The sequence below is a fragment of the Micromonospora sp. NPDC003776 genome, assembly GCF_053605645.1.
Map to the genome: position 1 here is coordinate 1 of NZ_JBSGJR010000081.1, position 17,114 is coordinate 17,114.

18 protein-coding genes are annotated in these 17,114 nt (G+C 74.7%); 6 read left to right on the forward strand and 12 right to left on the reverse strand.

Going from position 1 to position 17,114, the window contains the following annotated elements:
- Positions 1–135: 135 nt before the first annotated feature.
- Complete coding sequence (locus tag ACWEVO_RS10105; protein ID WP_452307209.1) at positions 136–492, reverse strand: DUF3099 domain-containing protein; 357 nt, start codon at positions 490–492, stop codon at positions 136–138.
- Positions 493–598: 106 nt separating this feature from the next.
- Here ACWEVO_RS10105 and ACWEVO_RS10110 point away from each other — a divergent pair, with 106 nt between their 5' ends.
- Entirely contained in the window at positions 599–910 is a 312-nt protein-coding gene (locus ACWEVO_RS10110; RefSeq protein WP_231934773.1) for a hypothetical protein, read from the forward strand.
- Positions 900–1,211 (forward strand): hypothetical protein, encoded by a 312-nt coding sequence (locus ACWEVO_RS10115; RefSeq protein WP_452307210.1) that lies wholly within the window; start codon positions 900–902, stop codon positions 1,209–1,211. The genes ACWEVO_RS10110 and ACWEVO_RS10115 overlap by 11 nt, the downstream gene beginning before the upstream one ends.
- A gap of 4 nt (positions 1,212–1,215) precedes the next feature.
- Here the strand turns inward: ACWEVO_RS10115 and ACWEVO_RS10120 are convergent, their stop codons facing one another.
- The 4 genes from ACWEVO_RS10120 to ACWEVO_RS10135 form a co-directional block, all read right to left on the reverse strand.
- Positions 1,216–2,442: a low temperature requirement protein A gene (locus tag ACWEVO_RS10120; protein WP_452307211.1), complete on the reverse strand. Its 1,227-nt coding sequence runs from the start codon at positions 2,440–2,442 to the stop codon at positions 1,216–1,218.
- Positions 2,443–2,529: 87 nt separating this feature from the next.
- The gene (locus tag ACWEVO_RS10125) at positions 2,530–3,729 is read right to left on the reverse strand and encodes a low temperature requirement protein A (RefSeq protein WP_452307212.1); all 1,200 of its coding nucleotides are present in this window, start codon (positions 3,727–3,729) and stop codon (positions 2,530–2,532) included.
- A 58-nt stretch (positions 3,730–3,787) separates the two neighbouring features.
- Positions 3,788–4,363, reverse strand: coding sequence for an HhH-GPD-type base excision DNA repair protein (locus ACWEVO_RS10130; RefSeq protein ID WP_452307213.1), 576 nt, complete (start codon positions 4,361–4,363; stop codon positions 3,788–3,790).
- Positions 4,364–4,472: 109 nt separating this feature from the next.
- The gene (locus ACWEVO_RS10135) at positions 4,473–5,693 is read right to left on the reverse strand and encodes a S8 family serine peptidase (RefSeq protein ID WP_452307214.1); all 1,221 of its coding nucleotides are present in this window, start codon (positions 5,691–5,693) and stop codon (positions 4,473–4,475) included.
- Positions 5,694–5,878: 185 nt separating this feature from the next.
- Between ACWEVO_RS10135 and ACWEVO_RS10140 the strand changes: the two genes are divergently transcribed.
- Both ACWEVO_RS10140 and dtd read left to right on the forward strand, forming a co-directional pair.
- Complete coding sequence (locus ACWEVO_RS10140; protein WP_452307215.1) at positions 5,879–7,363, forward strand: DUF7782 domain-containing protein; 1,485 nt, start codon at positions 5,879–5,881, stop codon at positions 7,361–7,363.
- Complete coding sequence (gene dtd, locus ACWEVO_RS10145; RefSeq protein WP_452307216.1) at positions 7,363–7,785, forward strand: D-aminoacyl-tRNA deacylase; 423 nt, start codon at positions 7,363–7,365, stop codon at positions 7,783–7,785. Before ACWEVO_RS10140 ends, dtd begins: the two co-directional genes overlap by 1 nt.
- A gap of 87 nt (positions 7,786–7,872) precedes the next feature.
- Here the strand turns inward: dtd and ACWEVO_RS10150 are convergent, their stop codons facing one another.
- On the reverse strand, positions 7,873–8,661 hold the full coding sequence (locus ACWEVO_RS10150; protein WP_452307217.1) for a sporulation protein: 789 nt from the start codon (positions 8,659–8,661) through the stop codon (positions 7,873–7,875).
- A 227-nt stretch (positions 8,662–8,888) separates the two neighbouring features.
- Between ACWEVO_RS10150 and sigB the strand changes: the two genes are divergently transcribed.
- Positions 8,889–9,905, forward strand: a complete 1,017-nt coding sequence (gene sigB, locus ACWEVO_RS10155; RefSeq protein WP_452307218.1) for an RNA polymerase sigma factor SigB — start codon at positions 8,889–8,891, stop codon at positions 9,903–9,905.
- A gap of 93 nt (positions 9,906–9,998) precedes the next feature.
- Here the strand turns inward: sigB and ACWEVO_RS10160 are convergent, their stop codons facing one another.
- From ACWEVO_RS10160 to ACWEVO_RS10170, 3 genes are read right to left on the reverse strand one after another with little or no spacing between them, the layout of a single operon-like run.
- Positions 9,999–12,557 carry a bifunctional acetate--CoA ligase family protein/GNAT family N-acetyltransferase gene (locus tag ACWEVO_RS10160; RefSeq protein WP_452307219.1) on the reverse strand — a complete coding sequence of 853 codons (2,559 nt, stop codon included), beginning with the start codon at positions 12,555–12,557 and terminating at the stop codon, positions 9,999–10,001.
- A gap of 27 nt (positions 12,558–12,584) precedes the next feature.
- Positions 12,585–13,766, reverse strand: a complete 1,182-nt coding sequence (locus ACWEVO_RS10165; protein ID WP_452307220.1) for an acetoin utilization protein AcuC — start codon at positions 13,764–13,766, stop codon at positions 12,585–12,587.
- Positions 13,767–13,814: 48 nt separating this feature from the next.
- Positions 13,815–14,672 carry a sulfurtransferase gene (locus ACWEVO_RS10170; RefSeq protein WP_452307221.1) on the reverse strand — a complete coding sequence of 286 codons (858 nt, stop codon included), beginning with the start codon at positions 14,670–14,672 and terminating at the stop codon, positions 13,815–13,817.
- Positions 14,673–14,770: 98 nt separating this feature from the next.
- On the opposite strand from ACWEVO_RS10170, the gene ACWEVO_RS10175 reads away from it, so the two are divergent.
- Positions 14,771–15,457: a metal-dependent transcriptional regulator gene (locus ACWEVO_RS10175; protein ID WP_452307222.1), complete on the forward strand. Its 687-nt coding sequence runs from the start codon at positions 14,771–14,773 to the stop codon at positions 15,455–15,457.
- 9 nt (positions 15,458–15,466) lie between these two features.
- Here ACWEVO_RS10175 and ACWEVO_RS10180 read toward each other — a convergent pair whose 3' ends face one another.
- The 3 genes from ACWEVO_RS10180 to ACWEVO_RS10190 all read right to left on the reverse strand — a co-directional run.
- Positions 15,467–16,015 carry a hypothetical protein gene (locus tag ACWEVO_RS10180; RefSeq protein WP_452307223.1) on the reverse strand — a complete coding sequence of 183 codons (549 nt, stop codon included), beginning with the start codon at positions 16,013–16,015 and terminating at the stop codon, positions 15,467–15,469.
- Between the two features lie 148 nt (positions 16,016–16,163).
- Positions 16,164–16,406, reverse strand: a complete 243-nt coding sequence (locus ACWEVO_RS10185) for a DUF5522 domain-containing protein (RefSeq protein WP_452307224.1) — start codon at positions 16,404–16,406, stop codon at positions 16,164–16,166.
- A gap of 91 nt (positions 16,407–16,497) precedes the next feature.
- Positions 16,498–17,114: asparaginase domain-containing protein (locus ACWEVO_RS10190; protein ID WP_452307225.1), on the reverse strand; the 617-nt coding region annotated here is incomplete at its 5' end.

Sequence of the window (17,114 nt, forward strand, 5' to 3'; positions counted from 1 at the left end):
CTCGCCGGCGCGGACGCGCGGGCGGCGCTGGCCCGCGCCGGGGACCTCGGCGCGCTCGCGGTCTCGTCCGTGGGGGCCCGCCCGGCCTCCTGAGCGGGAACGGTCCGGGCCCGGCGTCGCGTCGGCCCGGGCCGGTCAGGGCTCGGCGTCGATGATCTTGTGCGGGCGCTCCTCGGCGGCGAGCGCCATCGGCGGGGTGTCGTCGCGGTGGCGCGCGTGGAGCTTGTTGGCCAGCCGATGCTCCTCCTTCGGCGGCCGGTCGTTGGCCAGCAGCACCGCCAGCCAGGGGATGAGCACCATCCCGAGACCGAGGAGCGGTAGCCAGAGCCAGAGCAGCGGGGCCTTCGCGCCGACCAGGATCGCTCCGACCACCAGGCACGCGACCCGGATGCCCATCATCAGCACGTACCGCTTCTGCCGGCTGTTGAGCTGGTCGTCCTGGCTGCGCGAGGCGTCGGTGATCAGGATCGGCTGGTACGCCTGACGCTTCACCACGGACCTCCTCGAGGGGATTACGCCCCATCCTGTCACCCCGGACGGTTGATCGGCGAAAATCGTGACAAGGCGGTGCGTGTTACGTGCGTGGTACGATCCGCCCGTGGGCAACCGGTTCAGCTTCACCGACGAGGCGTTGGCGAACCTGCGGGTCTACGACGTCACGCCCGGGGAAGTCTGGGAGGCCCTGCACAGCACGCGACGGGTCATCCGGCACCTCGGGGACGACGTGATGGTGGTCTACGCGACCGACCACCGGGGGCGGCGCCTCGCCGTGCTGCTGGCCGAGGCCGACGGCACCGACAACGACTGGGACATCCTCTCCGCCCGCGAACTGAGCGACGTCGAGGCCAAGCGCTACGACGAGGCCGTGCGGAGATCGCGCCGACGAGGAGGCGGTCACGATGCACCGTAACGAGGCGACCAAGCGGTTCCACGACGGCGGCGACGCGCTCGCCGACCTGATCGACGACGCGCAACCGACGGAGCTGCCCACCCCCGACACCGACGTGCCGATGGTCAGCCGCTCGGTACGCCTGCCGCTGGAGACCTACGAACGGGTCCGGGCGGCCGCCGACGCGCGCGGCATCGGGGTGACCACGCTGATGCGGCAGTGGATCGAGGCCGGCCTGGCCGACCTGGACGACTCGGCCACGGTCTCCCTCGCCGACGTGCGCCGGGCCCTCGCCGCGCTGTCCCGCCCCACCGCCGCCTGAGCGGTCAGTCCACGTCCCCGGGCGGGCGTTCCCGCCCGAGCGGAGAGGCCGGCTCCTCGGCCGGTCGGCCCCGGCCGCGCAGCGCGTCCAGCAGCGCCACCAGTGCCAGCACCCCGGCCGCCGCGGACAGCGCGAGCACCGGCGTGCCCCGGGCCAGCAACGGGGCGAGCCCGACCAGCACCAGCACGCCGAGCACCCGGGAGGCCGAGACCCGGGCGAAGATCTCGTACTCGAAACGGGCCCGGGCGGCCAGGAAGAGCGCCGGCCCACCGAGCACGAAGAGCAGCCGGGCCGGTTCCCCCCGGTGGTACGGCTGCGCGATGACGAGTTCGTAGCCGACCGCCGCGGTGAGCACCCCGAGCACGATGAACAGGTGGGTGACCGCCGCCGACGCGCCGAGCCGTCCCGGCGACCTCGCCAGCCGGAGCGCCACGGCGAGCAGGTCCCCGGCGCGGTGGAAGTAGATCCGCCAGAGCAGTGCGACGGTGAGGAAGGAGACGGTGAAGGCCCCCGCGGCCCGGCCCGAGAACCCCTCGCCGCTGTACGTCACCCCGATCACCAGGATCGACTCGCCGAGCGCGATGAGGAAGATCTGCTGGAAGCGCTCCGCCAGGTGCTCCCCCGTGATCAACCATCCGTGCGCCGGGGCCGCCCCGAGCCGGGGCACCGGCCAGCCGGTGAAGAGACCCACGTAGTCGACGGCCAGCGCGAGCCCCCAGAGCGGTACCCGCAGCGGGTCGGGACCGAGCGCGCCGACCAGCCAGGGCACCGCGCTCACCGCGGCCCAGGCCGCCAGCCGCAGCGGGACCAGGCGCCGGGGATGGCGACCCAGCGCGGCGGCCACGGTCAGCGGCCGGCCCAGCATCACCGCCACGTACGCGACCGCGAACGGCAGCGCCCGCTCCTCCAGGGCCCGGGGCAGGGTCACCCCCAGCACCAGGCTGCCGAACATCGAGCCGATCACGACCAGCTGGATCACGCTGCGCTGCGGCTCGTAGCGGCTGGTCACCCAGGTGGTGATCATCCAGACCAGCCAGAGCGCCAGGAAGAGCAGCAGGGTACGGCCGACGGCGCCGGCCAGGGCCCAGCCGGTCGCCGGGAGGTCCTCCAGCAACCGCTGCGAGACGCGGGTGAGCGCGAACACGAAGACCAGGTCGAAGAAGAGCTCCAGGAAGGTGGTCCGCGCGGGGCTGGTCGCCCGCCGCAGCAGGGCCTCACCCCGGTCCGCCATTCCCGTCCCCGTCCGCCGCCGTCCTGCCTCCCAACGACCCGGCGACCACCGCGGTTGCGTCCCCGGTTCCCGCCCCGCCCCGACGGGTCACATGGGCGGGACGGGGTGTTCCGGGGGACGCCCGCGGGCGCGCAGGGCGTCGGCCACGGCCATTCCGGTGAGCACGACGGTGGCGCAGAGGGCGATGCCGAGCAGCGGCAGGTGGACCAGCACCGGTACGCCGAGCACCAGGAGCAGCAGGCCGACCACCCGGGACCAGGAGATCCGGCCGAACACCTCGTACTCGAAGCGGGACCGGCCGACCACGAAGAGCGCCGGGCCACCGACCATGGCCGCCACCCGGACCACGTCCGCGTGCCCCCCGGGCTCGGCGATGGCCAGTTCGTAGCCGACGGCGGTGGTGACGATGCCGGCGATCATGGTGAGGTGGGTCCAGGTGGCCGACTTGCCCAGCCGGGCCGGCTGCTCGGCCTCCGCGACGGCCTCGGCCAGCACGGACCCGGCGCGGTGGAAGTAGATCCGCCAGAGCAGCACGGTGGTGGCGAAGGCGTCCGCGAAGGCGATCCAGCGCGGGAGGGAGAAATCGCTGCCGCTGAAGCCCAGGCCGGCCACGAAGACCATCTCACCGAGCGCGATGATGGTGAACTGCTGGTACCGCTCGGCGAGGTGCTCGCCGGTCAGCGTCCACGCCGTGGCCCGCGCCCGGCCCATCCGGGGCACCGGCCAGCCCGTCCCGGCGCCCAGGTAGTCGGCGGCCATCGCCACCGCCCAGAGCAGCAACCGCAGGTCGCCCCCGACCGACCCGCCGACCAGCCACGGCACGGCGGTCACCGCCGACCAGACGAGGAGCCGGTCGGACAGGTGCCGCTGCGGGTGCCGGCGCAACGCCACGGTGAGGTAGAGCGAGCGGCCGACCTGGATCACCACGTACCCGGCGGCGAAGCTCAGCCCGTGCGTGCCGTACGCCTCGGGCACCGAGACGGCCATCACCAGGCTGCCGAACATCGAGCCGACCATCACCGCCTGGATCGGCGGTTGCTCGGGGTCGTAGTGGCTGGTCGCCCACGCGGTGAGCGACCAGACCATCCAGAGCGCGAGAAGCAGCAGCGCGGTCTGGGCCAGTTCCAGCGGCAGCCGCCCACCGCCCACCGTCACGTCGTGGATCAGCCGCTGCGAGACCCGGGTGAACGCGAAGACGAAGACGACGTCGAGGAAGAGCTCCAGGAAGGTCGCACGGTGACTGCCCCCACCCCCGCGCAGGAGTTCCGCCCCCCGCTCGTCCGTCATCACCCGCCCGTCGTTCGCAGTCCAGCGGATCAACGAGGCGGCGGCGGTCCCGGTTGCGTCAGCCCTTCGCGGCCCTGGCCTCGGCCTTCATCCGCTGCTTGTACTCGCGGACCCGGCGCAGCGACTCGCCGTCGGTCACGTCGGCCACCGACCGGTACGCGTCCGCGTCGCCGTAGCCGCCGGCCGCCTCCCGCCAGCCCTCCGGGGTGATCCCGAACCGCTTGCCGAGCAGGGCGACGAAGATCTGCGCCTTCTGCTTGCCGAAACCGGGCAGCTCGCCGACCCGGCGCAGCAGGTCGCGCCCGTCGGCCGCCTCGGACCAGAGCCGGGCGGGATCACCGTCGTACCGGTCGACCAGCACCTGGCACACCTCCTGCACCCGGGCCGCCATGGCCTTGGGGAACCGGTGCAGCGCGGGCGGCTGGGCGAAGAGGGCGACCAGGGCCTCCGGGGCGTACCCGGCCAGCTCCCGGGCGTCCGGCTCGTGGCCGAGCCGCTGGCCCAGCACGTACGGGGAGGAGAAGGCCTTCTCCATCGGCACCTGCTGGTCCAGCACCATGCCGAGCAGCAGCGCCAGCGGGCTGCGCCCGAGCAGCGCGTTGGCCTCCGGGTCGATGGGCAGCGAGAGCGTCATGTCCCCATCCTGCCGGTCGGCCGCCGTCGCGCACGCCCGACTCCCCGCGGGACGCGACACGGCCCGGTGGACAGGGGTGGGGTCCACCGGGCCGTGCGCCGGGGGGCGGTCAGTTGACGACGAAGAGCAGCCGGTTCGGCGAGCCGCTGCCGGGGCTGGTCACCTTGCCGTTGGTGGCGTTGGTGGTCAGGTAGCTGGCCACCTGCGCCGGGGTGTACGACGGGTTCGCGCCGAGCACCAGGGCCGCCGCGCCGACCACGTGCGGGGTGGCCATCGAGGTGCCGCTGATCGTGTTGGTCGCGGTGTCGCCGGTGCTCCAGTCCGACGTGATCGACGAGCCGGGGGCGAAGATGTCCAGGCAGGAGCCGTAGTTCGAGTACGAGGCGCGGGCGTCGCTGCTGGTGGTGGCGCCGACGGTGATCGCCGAGGCGACCCGGGCCGGCGAGTAGTTGCAGGCGTTGGCGCTGGAGTTGCCGGCCGCGATGCCGTACGTGACGCCGGAGCTGATCGAGTTGGCGACCGCGCTGTCCAGCGTGCTGCTGGCGCCGCCGCCGAGGCTCATGTTGGCCACCGCCGGCTTGACCGCGTTCGAGGTGACCCAGTTGACGCCGCTGATCACCCCGGAGGTGCTGCCGCTGCCCGAGCAGTTGAGCACCTTCACCGCGATCAGCCGCACCCCCTTGGCCACGCCGTACGTGTTGCCACCGACGGTGCCCGCGACGTGCGTGCCGTGGCCGTTGCAGTCGGTGTTGTTGGTGTCCACCGTGTTGGTGCCCCAGGTCGCCCGGCCGCCGAAGTCGCTGTGGGTGATCCGGATGCCGGTGTCGATGATGTACGCCCGCACGTTGGTGGCCGTGTTCGGGTAGGTGTAGGTGCCGTTCAGCGGCAGGCTGCGCTGGTCGATCCGGTCCAGACCCCAGGTCGCGCCGGTCTGGGTGCCCTGGGTGGTGACCACCCGGTCCTGCTCGACGTACGCGACCGACGGGTCGGCGGCGAGCCGACGCGCCTGGGCCGGACTCATCTTCGCGTTGTAGCCGGTCAGCGCGGCGCTCCACACCGTGCCGACCGTGCCGCCGTAGCGGGCGGCGAGGCCGGCGGCGCGATCCGGCACCGCGCGGCGGGCGGCGAGGCTGTTCGCGGCGCCGACCGCGTCGGTCCTGAGCACCACCAGGTAGCTGCCGCTGATGGCGTCGGCGGCGCCGGCGTAGCGGATCTGGCCGGTCGGTGCGGCGAGGGCGGGGGTGGAGGCGGCGGCGGTGAGGGCCGCGGCGGCGGCCGTGACGGCGAGCGCGCGCAGCGCGCGGCGCCGGGGTACGGACACGTCGGACATCGTCTGGCTCCCTACCGGGCACGCCGGAGGCTCGTGGCCGCCGGCACACCCATCGACGAACATTGCTGGGAATGCTAGCCAGACATCGATGGATGTGAAAGAGATAGTTGCCTGTTGATACGGCTCGCGCTATGGATCTCGCGGGTGCCGGCCGCGCCGGGGGCCGGGCGAGGCAGGATGGCGACGTGGATCGTCATGACATGCTGCTCTCCCCCGCCGGCGTGGCCGCGCTGCGGACCGCGCTGAGCCGGGCGCGCTTCACCTCCAACGGCATCGCCGACCGGCTCGGCCCGCAGGCCACCGGCGGGGTGGCCCGCAACGACTTCCGCGCCGCGCTGCGCGCCACCGAGGACCGCGACCCGCTCGCGACACTGATCCGGGTCTTCATCTGCGACCAGACCGAGCCGGAGCCGGCGGTGGCCGCCGCGCTCGCCCCGCTGACCGTCGAGGAGGCCGTCTCCGGCGGAATCGTCGAGCGGCACGGCGACGGCCTGCGCGCCGGCGTCGACCTCGAGCCGTACGGGGACGACTGGTGGGTCCTGGCCGACGTGCCGGCGAGCGCCCGACCGGGCCGGCCGCTGCACGCCGAGCACGTGCTGGGCATCGGCGGGGCCACCCAGACGCTGATCGGCGCGACCGTGCGCCGCCCGGTGGAGACCGCGCTGGACCTGGGCACCGGCTCCGGCGTCCAGGCCCTGCATCTGTCCACCCACGCCCGCCGGGTGACCGCCACCGACGTCTCCGAGCGGGCGCTGCGCTTCGCCGCCACCACCGCCGCCCTGAACGGCCAGGACTGGGAGCTGTTGCGCGGCGACATGGTGGCTCCGGTGGCCGGCCGCCGGTTCGACCTGGTGGTCAGCAATCCGCCCTTCGTGGTCGGCCCCGGCACCACCACGCACGTCTACCGGGACTCCGGGCGGGTCGGCGACGCGATCGGCGCCGAGCTGGCCGCCGCCGCGCCGCACCTGCTGACCGAGGGCGGGACGATGCAGTACCTGGCCAACTGGGTGCACGTCGCCGGCGAGGACTGGGCGGAGCGGGTGACCGGCTGGTTCGCCGGCACCGGGCTGGACGCCTGGGTCATCCAGCGCGAGGTGGCCGACCCGATGGCGTACGTCAACCTCTGGCTCACCGACGTCGGGGAGACGGCCGACCCGCAGCGGATGGCGGCCTGGCTGGACTGGTTCGACGCGCACAAGGTGGAGGCGATCGGTTTCGGCATCGTCTCGCTGCGCCGCGCCGGCCGCGAACAGCCCGTCCTCCGCGTCGAGGACCTGCGGCAGCGGGTGGAGCCGCCGATGGGCGACCGGATCGCCGAGTGGTTCCGCCGGCAGGACTGGCTGCGCGACCGGGACACCGACGGGCTGCTGGCCGCGCGCTACCGGGCCGCCGACGGGCTCCAGCTGCGGCAGGAGGCCACCATGGGCGACGAGGGCTGGGCGGTGGACCGGCAGGTGCTCGCCATGCCGCACGGGCTGCGCTGGTCGGAGGAGATCGACCCGCTCGTGCTCGCCCTGGTCGGCGGGGCGGACGGCCGGCTGCCGCTGCGGGACCAGCTCGCCCTGCTCGCCGCCGCGCACGACGTCGCCCCCGAGGAACTGGCCGAGGCGGCCGGGCCGATCGTGGCGCACCTGGTCGAGCGGGGCATCGTCGAACCGGTGGAGGGCTGATGCGGGCGGTGGTGCAGACGGTCGGCCGGGCCGCCGTGACCGTCGACGACGAGGTGGTCGGCGAGATCGCCGACGGCCTGCTGGTGCTGCTCGGCGTGACGCACACCGACACCGGGCAGGTGGCGGCGACCATGGCTCGCAAGATCCACGAGCTGCGCATCCTGGACGACGAGCGCAGCGCCGCCGACACGGGCGCGCCGATGCTGGTGGTCAGCCAGTTCACCCTCTACGGCGACGCCCGCAAGGGCCGAAGGCCGAGCTGGACCCAGGCGGCCCCCGCCGAGGTGGCCGAGCCACTGGTGACCGCGGTCGTCGAGGAGCTGCGCGCCCGCGGCGCGAAGGTCGAAACCGGCCGCTTCCGCGCCCACATGCTCGTCGAGTCGGTCAACATCGGCCCCCGCACCCTCCTCCTGGACCTCTGACCACCCTTCTCCCGTTGATCAAGGAGTTTGCGTCTCCGCGGGCCGGGATGCCGACGCAAACTCCTTGATCGACAGGGGGCTGGGGGGTCAGAAGAAGAGGCCGCGGCGGGAGAGGGACTGGCGGAGCCAGGCGTCGAGTTGGGCGGCCCAGTCGGTGCGGTCGGCGGTGGCGTGGTCCACCGTGAAGCGGCCGAAGGCGTCGTGGCCCTCGGTGAACAGGCCGCCGCGCTTGTCCAGCTCCAGCACCACCTGCACCTGCTGCGGGTTCGTCACGAAGGTGACCTCGAGCTGGTTCATCCCCCGCGCGTACTGCGGCGCCGGGTGGAACTCGATCTCCTGGTAGAACGGCAACGTCTGGTGCACGCCGTACAGGTGGCCCCGCTCGACGTCGGCCCGGGCGAACCGGAAGCCCAGCCGCAGCAGCGCCTCCAGCAGCCGCTCCTGGGCCGGCAGCGGGTGCACCGCCACCGCGTCCAGGTCACCCTTGTCGACCGCCCGGGCCACCTCCAGCTCGGTACGCAGCCCCATCGTCATCCCGTGCAGGTGCTGGCCGTACAGGTCGGTCAGCGGCGTCTCCCAGGGCACGTCGAAGCGGAACGGCACGTCGTACCGCTGCCCCGGCTCCAGCCGGAACGCGCCGGTCACCTGCCGGCGACCGAACTCCTGGTTGGTGTCGTACTCGGAGTCGCCGCTCTCCACCTCGACCCGGGTGACCAGGCCCAGCGCCACGTACGAGACGTCCACCGGGTGGTCCCCGCCGAGCACCTGGATCCGGCCCTCCAGGTGGCCGCCGGGGCGGCAGTTCGGGTTGGCCAGCACCGTCTCCACCGACGGGCCACCCACCCCCATCGCCTGCATGAGCCGCTTGAAGACCACCACGTCCTCCGATCGCCTGTGCTGCCGCGCCCCGGTGGCCGGCCGCTGGCACGGTAACCGGGTCGGGCAAGCGACATCCGATTTTCCGGTGGGATTGCTGTCGGTTCCCCGATCGCCTCACTCCCGTTTCACGCCCCGCCCGCCAAGCTGTTCTTCACCGGCACCACCGCGCCGGCACGCGGCACGGAGACCGGTACGCGGCACCAAGGACACGGGGAGAGACAGAGATGGCCCTGCAGATGATCGAGCACCAGAACCGCCCGGCTGCCACCATCGACGCCGAGGCCGGCACCGACACCCTGACCGACCTGGACGCCACCGACGAGCGCGGCGTCTCCACCGACCTGGTCCGGGCGTACCTCAACGGCATCGGCCGTACGAAGCTCCTCACCGCCGCGCAGGAGGTGGAGCTCAGCAAGCGGATCGAGGCCGGCCTCTTCGCCGAGGAGAAGCTCTCCACCTGCACCCCCGTCTCCCCGGAGCTCCGCGCCGACCTGGAGCTGATCGTGGCCGAGGGCCGCGCCGCCAAGGACCACCTGCTGGAGGCGAACCTGCGCCTGGTGGTCAGCATCGCGAAGCGCTACACCGGTCGCGGGATGGCCTTCCTCGACCTGATCCAGGAGGGCAACCTCGGCCTGATCCGCGCCGTCGAGAAGTTCGACTACACCAAGGGCTACAAGTTCTCCACCTACGCCACCTGGTGGATCCGCCAGGCCATCACCCGCGCCATGGCCGACCAGGCCCGCACCATCCGCATCCCGGTGCACATGGTCGAGCAGGTCAACCGGATGGTCCGGGTCCGCCGGGAGCTGTCGGCCACGCTGGGCCGCGAGCCCACCGTCGCCGAGGTGGCCCGGGCGCTGGAGATCCCCGAGTTCCAGGTGATCGAGCTGATCTCCTACGACCGGGAGCCGGTCAGCCTCGACCAGGCGGTCGGCGAGGACGGCGAGAGCGCGCTCGGTGACTTCGTCGCCGCGGTCGACCCGCGCCAGGAGCCCGGCGACGCCGCGGCCGACGGCGAGCTGCGCAACGAGGTGCGGATCGTGCTGGCCACCCTCTCCCAGCGGGAGCAGGCGGTGATCCGGCTCCGGTTCGGCCTGGACGACGGCCGGCAGCGCACCCTGGACGAGGTGGGCCGGGAGTTCGGCCTGTCCCGCGAGCGGATCCGGCAGATCGAGAAGGTCACCCTGCTGAAGCTGCGCGACCCGGAGCGGGCGAACCGCCTGGAGGCGTACGCCTGCTGACCCCGCACCCCTCAGGCCCCGGCGGTTCGCCGGGGCCTGAGGCGTTAGAAGGGGGCCCTTTCTCTACCGCAGGCGTTAACAGGGGGCCCTTCCTTACAGCCGGCGGGGGCCGGTGTCGGGGCGGGGCGCCTCCGCGCCGGTGTTGACGGTGGCGTGCAGCACCGAGATGCCGTCCGGGCGGGCCAGCACCGGGTTGAGGGTGAGCGAGCGGACCCGGGGCTGCTCGTCGGCCAACCGCCCGACCCGCAGCAGCAGGTCCACCAGGGCCGCCCGGTCCACCGGCGCGGCACCCCGGTGGCCGCGCAGCAGCGGCGCCGCGCGCGGCTCGTCGACCAGCTCGGCGGCGTCCCGGTCGGTCAGCGGCACCGCCCGCCAGGCCCGGTCGCCGAGCAGCTCGGTGGCGACCCCGCCGAGCCCGAAGCCGACCACCGGCCCGAACGCCGGGTCCTCCACCAGCTCCACCACGCAGGCCACGCCGGGCGGGACCATCGGCTGGACCAGGACGGCCGCGCCGAAGACCGGAGCCATCTCGGCGTACGCGCGGCGCAGCGCCGCGGGATCGGCCAGGTCGAGCCGGACCGCGCCGAGGTCGAGCCGGTGCCGCAAACCGGGGGCGGCCGCCTTGAGGGCGACCGGCCAGCCCAGCCGCTCGGCCGCCGCGACCGCCTCGTCGGCCGAGGTCGCGGGCGTCGACTCGACCAGCTCGATCCCGTACGCCCCGAGCAGCCCCGCCGGATCGGCACCGTCGGCGCGCAGCGCGGCGTGCCCGGCCGACCGGTCCACCCGGTCCAGCTCGGGCAACGCACCGGGCGGCCGGCGCAGCCAGTCGGCGTACGTGCTGACCCGGGCCAGGGCCCGGACGGCCTCCTCCACGCTCGGGTACGCCGGCACGCCGGCGGGCAGCCGGCCGGCGAGGAAGGTCGCCACCACCGGCTTGCCGGTGGCCCGCGCGTCGGGCAGGGCGGCGGTGAAGTCCGCCTCCGGGTCGGTGAGCTGGCCGGGCAGCGGCGGGGCGAAGACGGCCACCACGGCGTCCACCCGCTCGTCGGCGGCGGAGGCGGCGAGCGCGGCGGCGTACTCGGCGGCGCCGGCCCGGGGGCCGACGTCGTGCGGGTAGCCGTCGGCCACGGTGAGGCCCTGGGCGGCGCAGGCGGTGGCGGCCAGCCCGGTCAGCGCCGACGAGTTGCCCACCACGGCGACCCGGCGGCCGGCCGGCAACGGCTGGTGCGCCAGCAGCACGCCGACGTCGAGCAGCTCGGCGACGGTGTCCACCCGGATCACCCCGGACTGGGCGAAGAGCGCGCTGACCGCGGCGGCGTCCAGCGCCGGACCCCCGTCGCCGACGCCCGGCGGCCGGGCCAGCGAGGCGAGCGCCACGATCGGCTTGCTCCGGCCGATCCGCCGGGCCAGCCGGGCGAACTTGCGCGGGTTGCCGAAGGTCTCCAGGTAGAGCGTGATGACGTCGGTGTCCGGGTCGTCCTGCCAGTACTGCAGGAGATCGTTGCCGGAGACGTCGGCCCGGTTGCCCGCCGAGACGAAGCTGGACAGGCCGAGGCCGCGCCGGGACGCCTCGGCGAGCAGGGCCACCCCGAACGCGCCGGACTGGCTGAACACCCCCACCCGGCCGGGGGCGGGCAGCACCGGAGCGAGGGTGGCGTTCAGGCGTACCCGCTCGTCGGTGTTGGCCACGCCGAGGCAGTTCGGCCCGACCACCCGCATGCCAGCCAGGTGGGCGGCCCGGACCAGGGCGCGCTGGACGGCCGCCCCGGCCGGGCCGGACTCGGCGAACCCGGCGGAGATGACGACCAGGCCGTGCGCGCCGGCCGCCGCGGCGTCGGCGACCACCGCCGTGGCCGCCTCTGGGGCGACCGCCACCACGGCGAGGTCGATCTCGGCCCCGGCGTCGGCCGCCGACGGGTACGCGGGCAGCCCCGCCACGGTCGCCGCGGTCGGGTGCACGGGGACGATCGTGCCGGTGAAGCCGCCGTCGCGCAGGTGCCCGAGCAGGGCCGCGCCGACGCCCTGGCCGGTGGTGCTGGCCCCGTAGACGGCGATGCCGCGTGGGGCGAGCAGCCGGGCGATGGAGCGGGCCTCGGTGCGGTGCTCCCGGCCGCGCTGCACCTCCAGGGTCGCCTCGGTGGGGGCGATCGGGAAGCTCAGGTGCACCACGCCGTCGGCGTACTGGCGGGCGACCTGGTAACCGAAGTCGGAGAAGACCCGCAGCATCGCCCCGTTGGCCGGGAGCACCTCGGCGACGAAGTGCACGATGCCGTACCGGCGGGCCGTGTCGGCCAGGTGCTCCAGCAGCACCGAGCCGATCCCCCGGCCCTGGTAGGCGTCCTCCACCACGAAGGCCACCTCGGCCTCGGGAGAGGCGGGGCCGAGCCGCTCGTACCGGCCGACGGCGACGATCCGGTCGCCGGCCAGCACCACGAACGCCTCCCGGTCGCGGTGGTCCACGTTGACGAACCGTTGCAGGTCCCGCTCCGGGATGCGCGGGTACGGCGAGAAGTAGCGCAGGTAGCGGGTGCGCTCCGAGAAGCGCGAGTGCATCGCCACGATCGCGGCGGCGTCATCCGGACGGATCTGTCGCAGCTGGACGGTCGTACCGTCGCTGAGCAGCACGTCCACCGGTTGCTCGACGGTGGTCACCGGTCGGTTCCTCCCCCTACCGCCGGCTCAGTCGCGCGGGTCGTGCGGGTCGAGCCCGAACAGCGGGAACACCGCCCTGCGCGCGGCGGCGATGGCCCGGTCCACCGCGTTCGGCTCGCCGGTCGGCTGCCACGGCTGGTAGGACGGGTCCACGTCGTCGGTCATCCGCAGCGGCACGTCGCGGCCGGGCCGGCGGGCGGCGGCCAGCTCCCGCCAGGCCGGCGGGGTGAGCGTGGCCGGCTCGACCGGCTCCCCGGTGGCCACCGCCAACAGGTGCGTCCAGGCCCTCGGCACCACCTCGACCAGGGCGTACCCGCCACCGCCGGTGGCCACCCAGCGGCCGTCGCACAACTCGTCGGCGAGCGCCCGCAGCGCGAGGTAGGTGGCCCGCTGCCCGTCCACGGACAGGTGCAGGTCGGCGAGGGGGTCGGCCTTGTGGCCGTCCGCCCCGCACTGGCTGACCAGAATCTGCGGCCGGAACGCGCGCAGCACCGACGGCACGATGGCGTGGAAGGCCCGCTGCCAGCCCGCGTCGCCGACGCCGGGCGGGAGCGGCACGTTGACCGCGCTCCCCTCGGCGCCCGGCCCGCCGGTCTCGTCGGGGAAGCCGGTGCCGGGGAAGAGCGCCAGCGGGGTCTCGTGCAGGCTGACCGTGAGCACCCGCGGGTCGCGGTAGAAGATCTCCTGCACGCCGTCGCCGTGGTGCACGTCCACGTCCACGTACGCGATCCGCTCGGCGCCGAGGTCGAGCAGGCGGGCGATGGCCACCGCCGGGTCGTTGTAGACGCAGAAGCCGGAGGCCCGGGCCGGCATGGCGTGGTGCAGCCCGCCGGCCACGTTGACCGCGCGCCGGGCCTCGCCGCGCCACACCGCCTCGGCGGCGGCCACGCTCGCCCCGGCGATCAGCGCGCTCGACTCGTGCATGCCGTCGAAGACCGGATTGTCGGAGGTGCCCAGCCCGAAGCCGGCGAAGAGCGGATCCCGGGGCGCCGCCCGCACCGCGTCCAGGTAGCGCGGGTCGTGCACCCGGGTCAGCAGCGCGTCGTCGGCCGGCTCCGGCTTGACCAGCCGCACCCCGGGCCGGTCCAGCACTCCCAGCTCGCGGGCGAGCGCCATGGTCAGCTCCACCCGCACCGGGTCGAGCGGATGGTCACCCATGTCGTAGGCGAGCAGGGCCTCGTCCCACACCACCACCGTGTCGTCGGCCATGGCGCCATCGTCGCACGCGCGCCGGCCCGGACCCACCGCACGCCCTGGTCAGCGCCCGGGTGTCCCGCCGGTGGCCACCGGCCGGTCCGGGTCGGCCACCCAGTTGCTCCAGGACCCGACGTAGAGGCCGGCGTCCGGCCGGCCGGCCAGGTGCAGGGCCAGCACCGCCTGCGCGGCCGTCACCCCGGAGCCGCAGTACGCCCCGACCGGCGCGCCCTCGGCCACTCCGGCGGCGGCGAACCGTTGGCGCAGCGCCTCGGCGGCGGGGAAGCGGCCGTCGGCGACGTACTCGGGGGCGGGCAGGTTGACCGCGCCCGGCACGTGCCCGGCGACCGGGTCGATCGGCTCGGTCTCGCCCCGGTAGCGGGGAGCGGCCCGCACGTCCAGCAGCACCCCGGCGTCGGCGGCGGCCAGCCGGGCGGCCTCGGCGGCGTCGAGCACCGGCAGCGCGCCGGGGGTGACGGTGACGTCCCCGGGGACGGGGTCGGGCGCCTCGGTGGAGACGGGCAGGCCGGCGGCGATCCAGGCGGGATAGCCGCCGTGCAGCACCCGGACCGCCCGGTGGCCGGCCCAGCGCAGCGTCCACCAGGCCCGGGCGGCGGACATGCCGTCCCCGCCGTCGTACACCACCACGGGCTGACCGGCGCGGACCCCGGCGGTGCGCAGCGCGGCCTGCAGCGCGGCCGGGTCGGGCAGGGGGTGGCGGCCGGCGGCGCCGGCGCGGCCGCAGAGCTCCGTGTCCAGGTCGACGAAGACGGCGCCGGGCAGGTGGCCGGCGGTGTAGTCGTCCCGACCGGGTGGCCCGGCCAGCCGCCAGCGGACGTCGAGCAGGGTGGGCGGGTCGGCGCGGTCGAGCTCGGCGGCGAGCCGGTCGGGCTCGACCAGCAGGTCATCGGTTCCGGACATGGGGTCCAGTCAACACCATCCGGGCAGCGACCTCGCGGTTCGCGGTCCGTCGATCGTCGGGGGTCCGGGGTAGCATCGACCACCGGGAGGCCGCTGACGTGAAGCATGACCTGGTCGATACGACCGAGATGTACCTGCGCACCATCCTCGAGCTGGAGGAGGAGGGGGTGCCGCCGCTGCGCGCCCGGATCGCGGAGCGGCTCAAGCAGAGCGGTCCCACCGTCAGCCAGACCGTCGCCCGGATGGAGCGGGACGGCCTGCTCACCGTCGAGGGCGACCGGCACCTGTCGCTCACCCCACTGGGCCGGGGCACCGCCGTTTCGGTCATGCGCAAGCACCGCCTCGCCGAACTGCTGCTGGTCAACGTGATCGGGATGCCCTACGAGGAGGCCCACGAGGAGGCCTGCCGGTGGGAGCACGTGATGAGCGACGCGGTGGAGAAGCGGGTCTACGACCTGCTCAACCGCCCCACCCGCTCGCCGTACGGCAACCCGATCCCGGGCCTGGAGGAGCTGGGCGAACCCGGCGCGGCCGAGTCCGCCCCGGTGGACGGTGAGCGCAACCTGGCCTTCCCCGGCCTCTCGGGGCAGGTCGTGGTCCGCCGGATCTGCGAGAGCGTGCAGACCGACGCGGACGTGCTGCGGCAGTTGCACGCGGCGGGGGTCGACCCGGGCGCCACGGTGACCGTGGCGCAGGAGCGCGACGGCGTGTCGATCGACCGGTCCGGCGACCGGATCCGGCTGCCCCGCGAGGTCGCCTCCCGGGTGTTCGTCGCGGCCCGCTGACCCGGCCGGTCAGAGTTTCCGGGTGTCCAGGGTCTTCGCCAGGTCGACCAGCTTCGCGGCGGCCTTGTCGGCCTCGGCCGTCGCGGTGCCCGGCGGGCAGGCCCAGCGGAGGGTGACCAGCCGGCCCTCGGTGGCCAGCCAGCCCACCTCGGCCGCCGGGCCGGCCCTGCCACTCTTCGGCACCGTACGCCGGTAGGCGATCTTCCCCAGCTTGCTGACCTTCTTCGCCCCCCGGGGCAGCACGTCCATGCTGAAACCGGACGTGTCGATCGAGGTGTCGGTGACGGTGAGGGTCAGCTCCGGCAGCAGCGCCGCCTCGGCACGGACCACGCAGGTGTGCGTGTCCCCCTTGTCCACCGCGGCGGCCACGTCGAACCTCCCGCCGGTGTGCTTGCCGATCACCGCGAAGTCGAGCAGCCGGCACGCCCCGCCCGAGGAGGCGGCGGCCGCCGGCACCGCCACCGGTTCGGCCGCCGGCACCGCCACGGGCGGCTTCTCGGCCGCGCAGCCGGCGGTCAGCAGTACGGCCGATGCGAGGAGCCAGGTCCAGGCGCGCACGTGGGCACAACCTCCGCAGTCGTCGGCGGGCGCCCGCCGGATGTCCGTCGGACACCGTACGGGCAACCCCGCCGCGGCGGAAGACCGGGACGTGCCGGCCACGTGATCGACCGCTCCCGCCGCAGGTCGGGGCGTTGGCGCTCACCGGTCAGTCGGTGACGTACGGGCAGTGGCGGCAGCCACGGCCGCAGCAGGTGCCCCGGCGGGCCAGGAAACCGGCGGTGAGCACGAAGAGCCCGGTCGCCGGGTCCGGGTAGCCGGCCTCCCCGGCGGCCAGCGCCGCGGCGTGGGCGGCCAGGATCCGCGCCCGGTCGGGGTGGTCGGGCGACAACCGCGACGGGTGCGGCTCGGTCAGCGGCCGGTCCGCCAGCGGACGTCGCTCTCCACTCACCCGGCGAGTGTAAGGAAGGGCCCCTTCCTAACGCCTGGTGCATGGCAGGGGCCCCCTTCTAACACCCCGCTCGGCACGCCCCCGGCACGACTCAGCCGTGCCGGACGAACGCCTCGGCCACCTCGGCCCGGCCGGCGCCGCCCGCCAGCAGGAGGCGCAGCAGCACCTTCGCCTTGTACGGGTCGAGCAGCCCGCCCCAGATCACCCCGCGCCGCCGCAGGTCGGTCTCCGAGCCGACCGCCCCGTAGGTGTGCCGCAGCACCGAGCCGGCCCCGGTCCGCGAGGTCAGCACCACCGGCATCCGCGCGGCGAGCGCCTCCAGCACCGGGGCGAACGCCGGGGGCACGTGCCCGACACCGAAACCGGCGACGACGAGGCCGTCCCGGTCGCGGGCGACCAGGTCGAGCAGCGCCGGGTCGTCGTCGAGGGTGACGGTGTGCAGGGCCACCCGGGTGGCGGCCAGCCGGTCCGCGTCCGGCGGTGGCAGCGGGGCGTGCCGGGACGGTCGGGTGAGCAGGCGTACCTCCCCCTCGATCACGTGACCGAGCGGCCCGGCGTTGGGCGAGGCGAAGGTGGCCGTACTGGTGCTGTGGGTCTTGCGGACGAACCGGGCGGCGTGGATCTCGTCGTTGAACGCGACCAGGACGCCGAGGTCCCGCGCCGCCGGCGCGGCGGCGACCCGGGCGGCGGCGAGCAGGTTCGCCGGGC

Bases quoted from the DNA above. Each gene is read 5' to 3' on its own strand.
- ACWEVO_RS10135 (WP_452307214.1), bottom strand. From the start codon at position 5,693: ATGTCCGACGTGTCCGTACCCCGGCGCCGCGCGCTGCGCGCGCTCGCC.
- sigB (WP_452307218.1), top strand. From the start codon at position 8,889: ATGGCCCTGCAGATGATCGAGCACCAGAACCGCCCGGCTGCCACCATC.
- ACWEVO_RS10120 (WP_452307211.1), bottom strand. From the start codon at position 2,442: ATGGCGGACCGGGGTGAGGCCCTGCTGCGGCGGGCGACCAGCCCCGCG.
- ACWEVO_RS10115 (WP_452307210.1), top strand. From the start codon at position 900: ATGCACCGTAACGAGGCGACCAAGCGGTTCCACGACGGCGGCGACGCG.
- ACWEVO_RS10130 (WP_452307213.1), bottom strand. From the start codon at position 4,363: ATGACGCTCTCGCTGCCCATCGACCCGGAGGCCAACGCGCTGCTCGGG.
- ACWEVO_RS10165 (WP_452307220.1), bottom strand. From the start codon at position 13,766: ATGGCCGACGACACGGTGGTGGTGTGGGACGAGGCCCTGCTCGCCTAC.
- ACWEVO_RS10170 (WP_452307221.1), bottom strand. From the start codon at position 14,672: ATGTCCGGAACCGATGACCTGCTGGTCGAGCCCGACCGGCTCGCCGCC.
- dtd (WP_452307216.1), top strand. From the start codon at position 7,363: ATGCGGGCGGTGGTGCAGACGGTCGGCCGGGCCGCCGTGACCGTCGAC.
- ACWEVO_RS10125 (WP_452307212.1), bottom strand. From the start codon at position 3,729: ATGACGGACGAGCGGGGGGCGGAACTCCTGCGCGGGGGTGGGGGCAGT.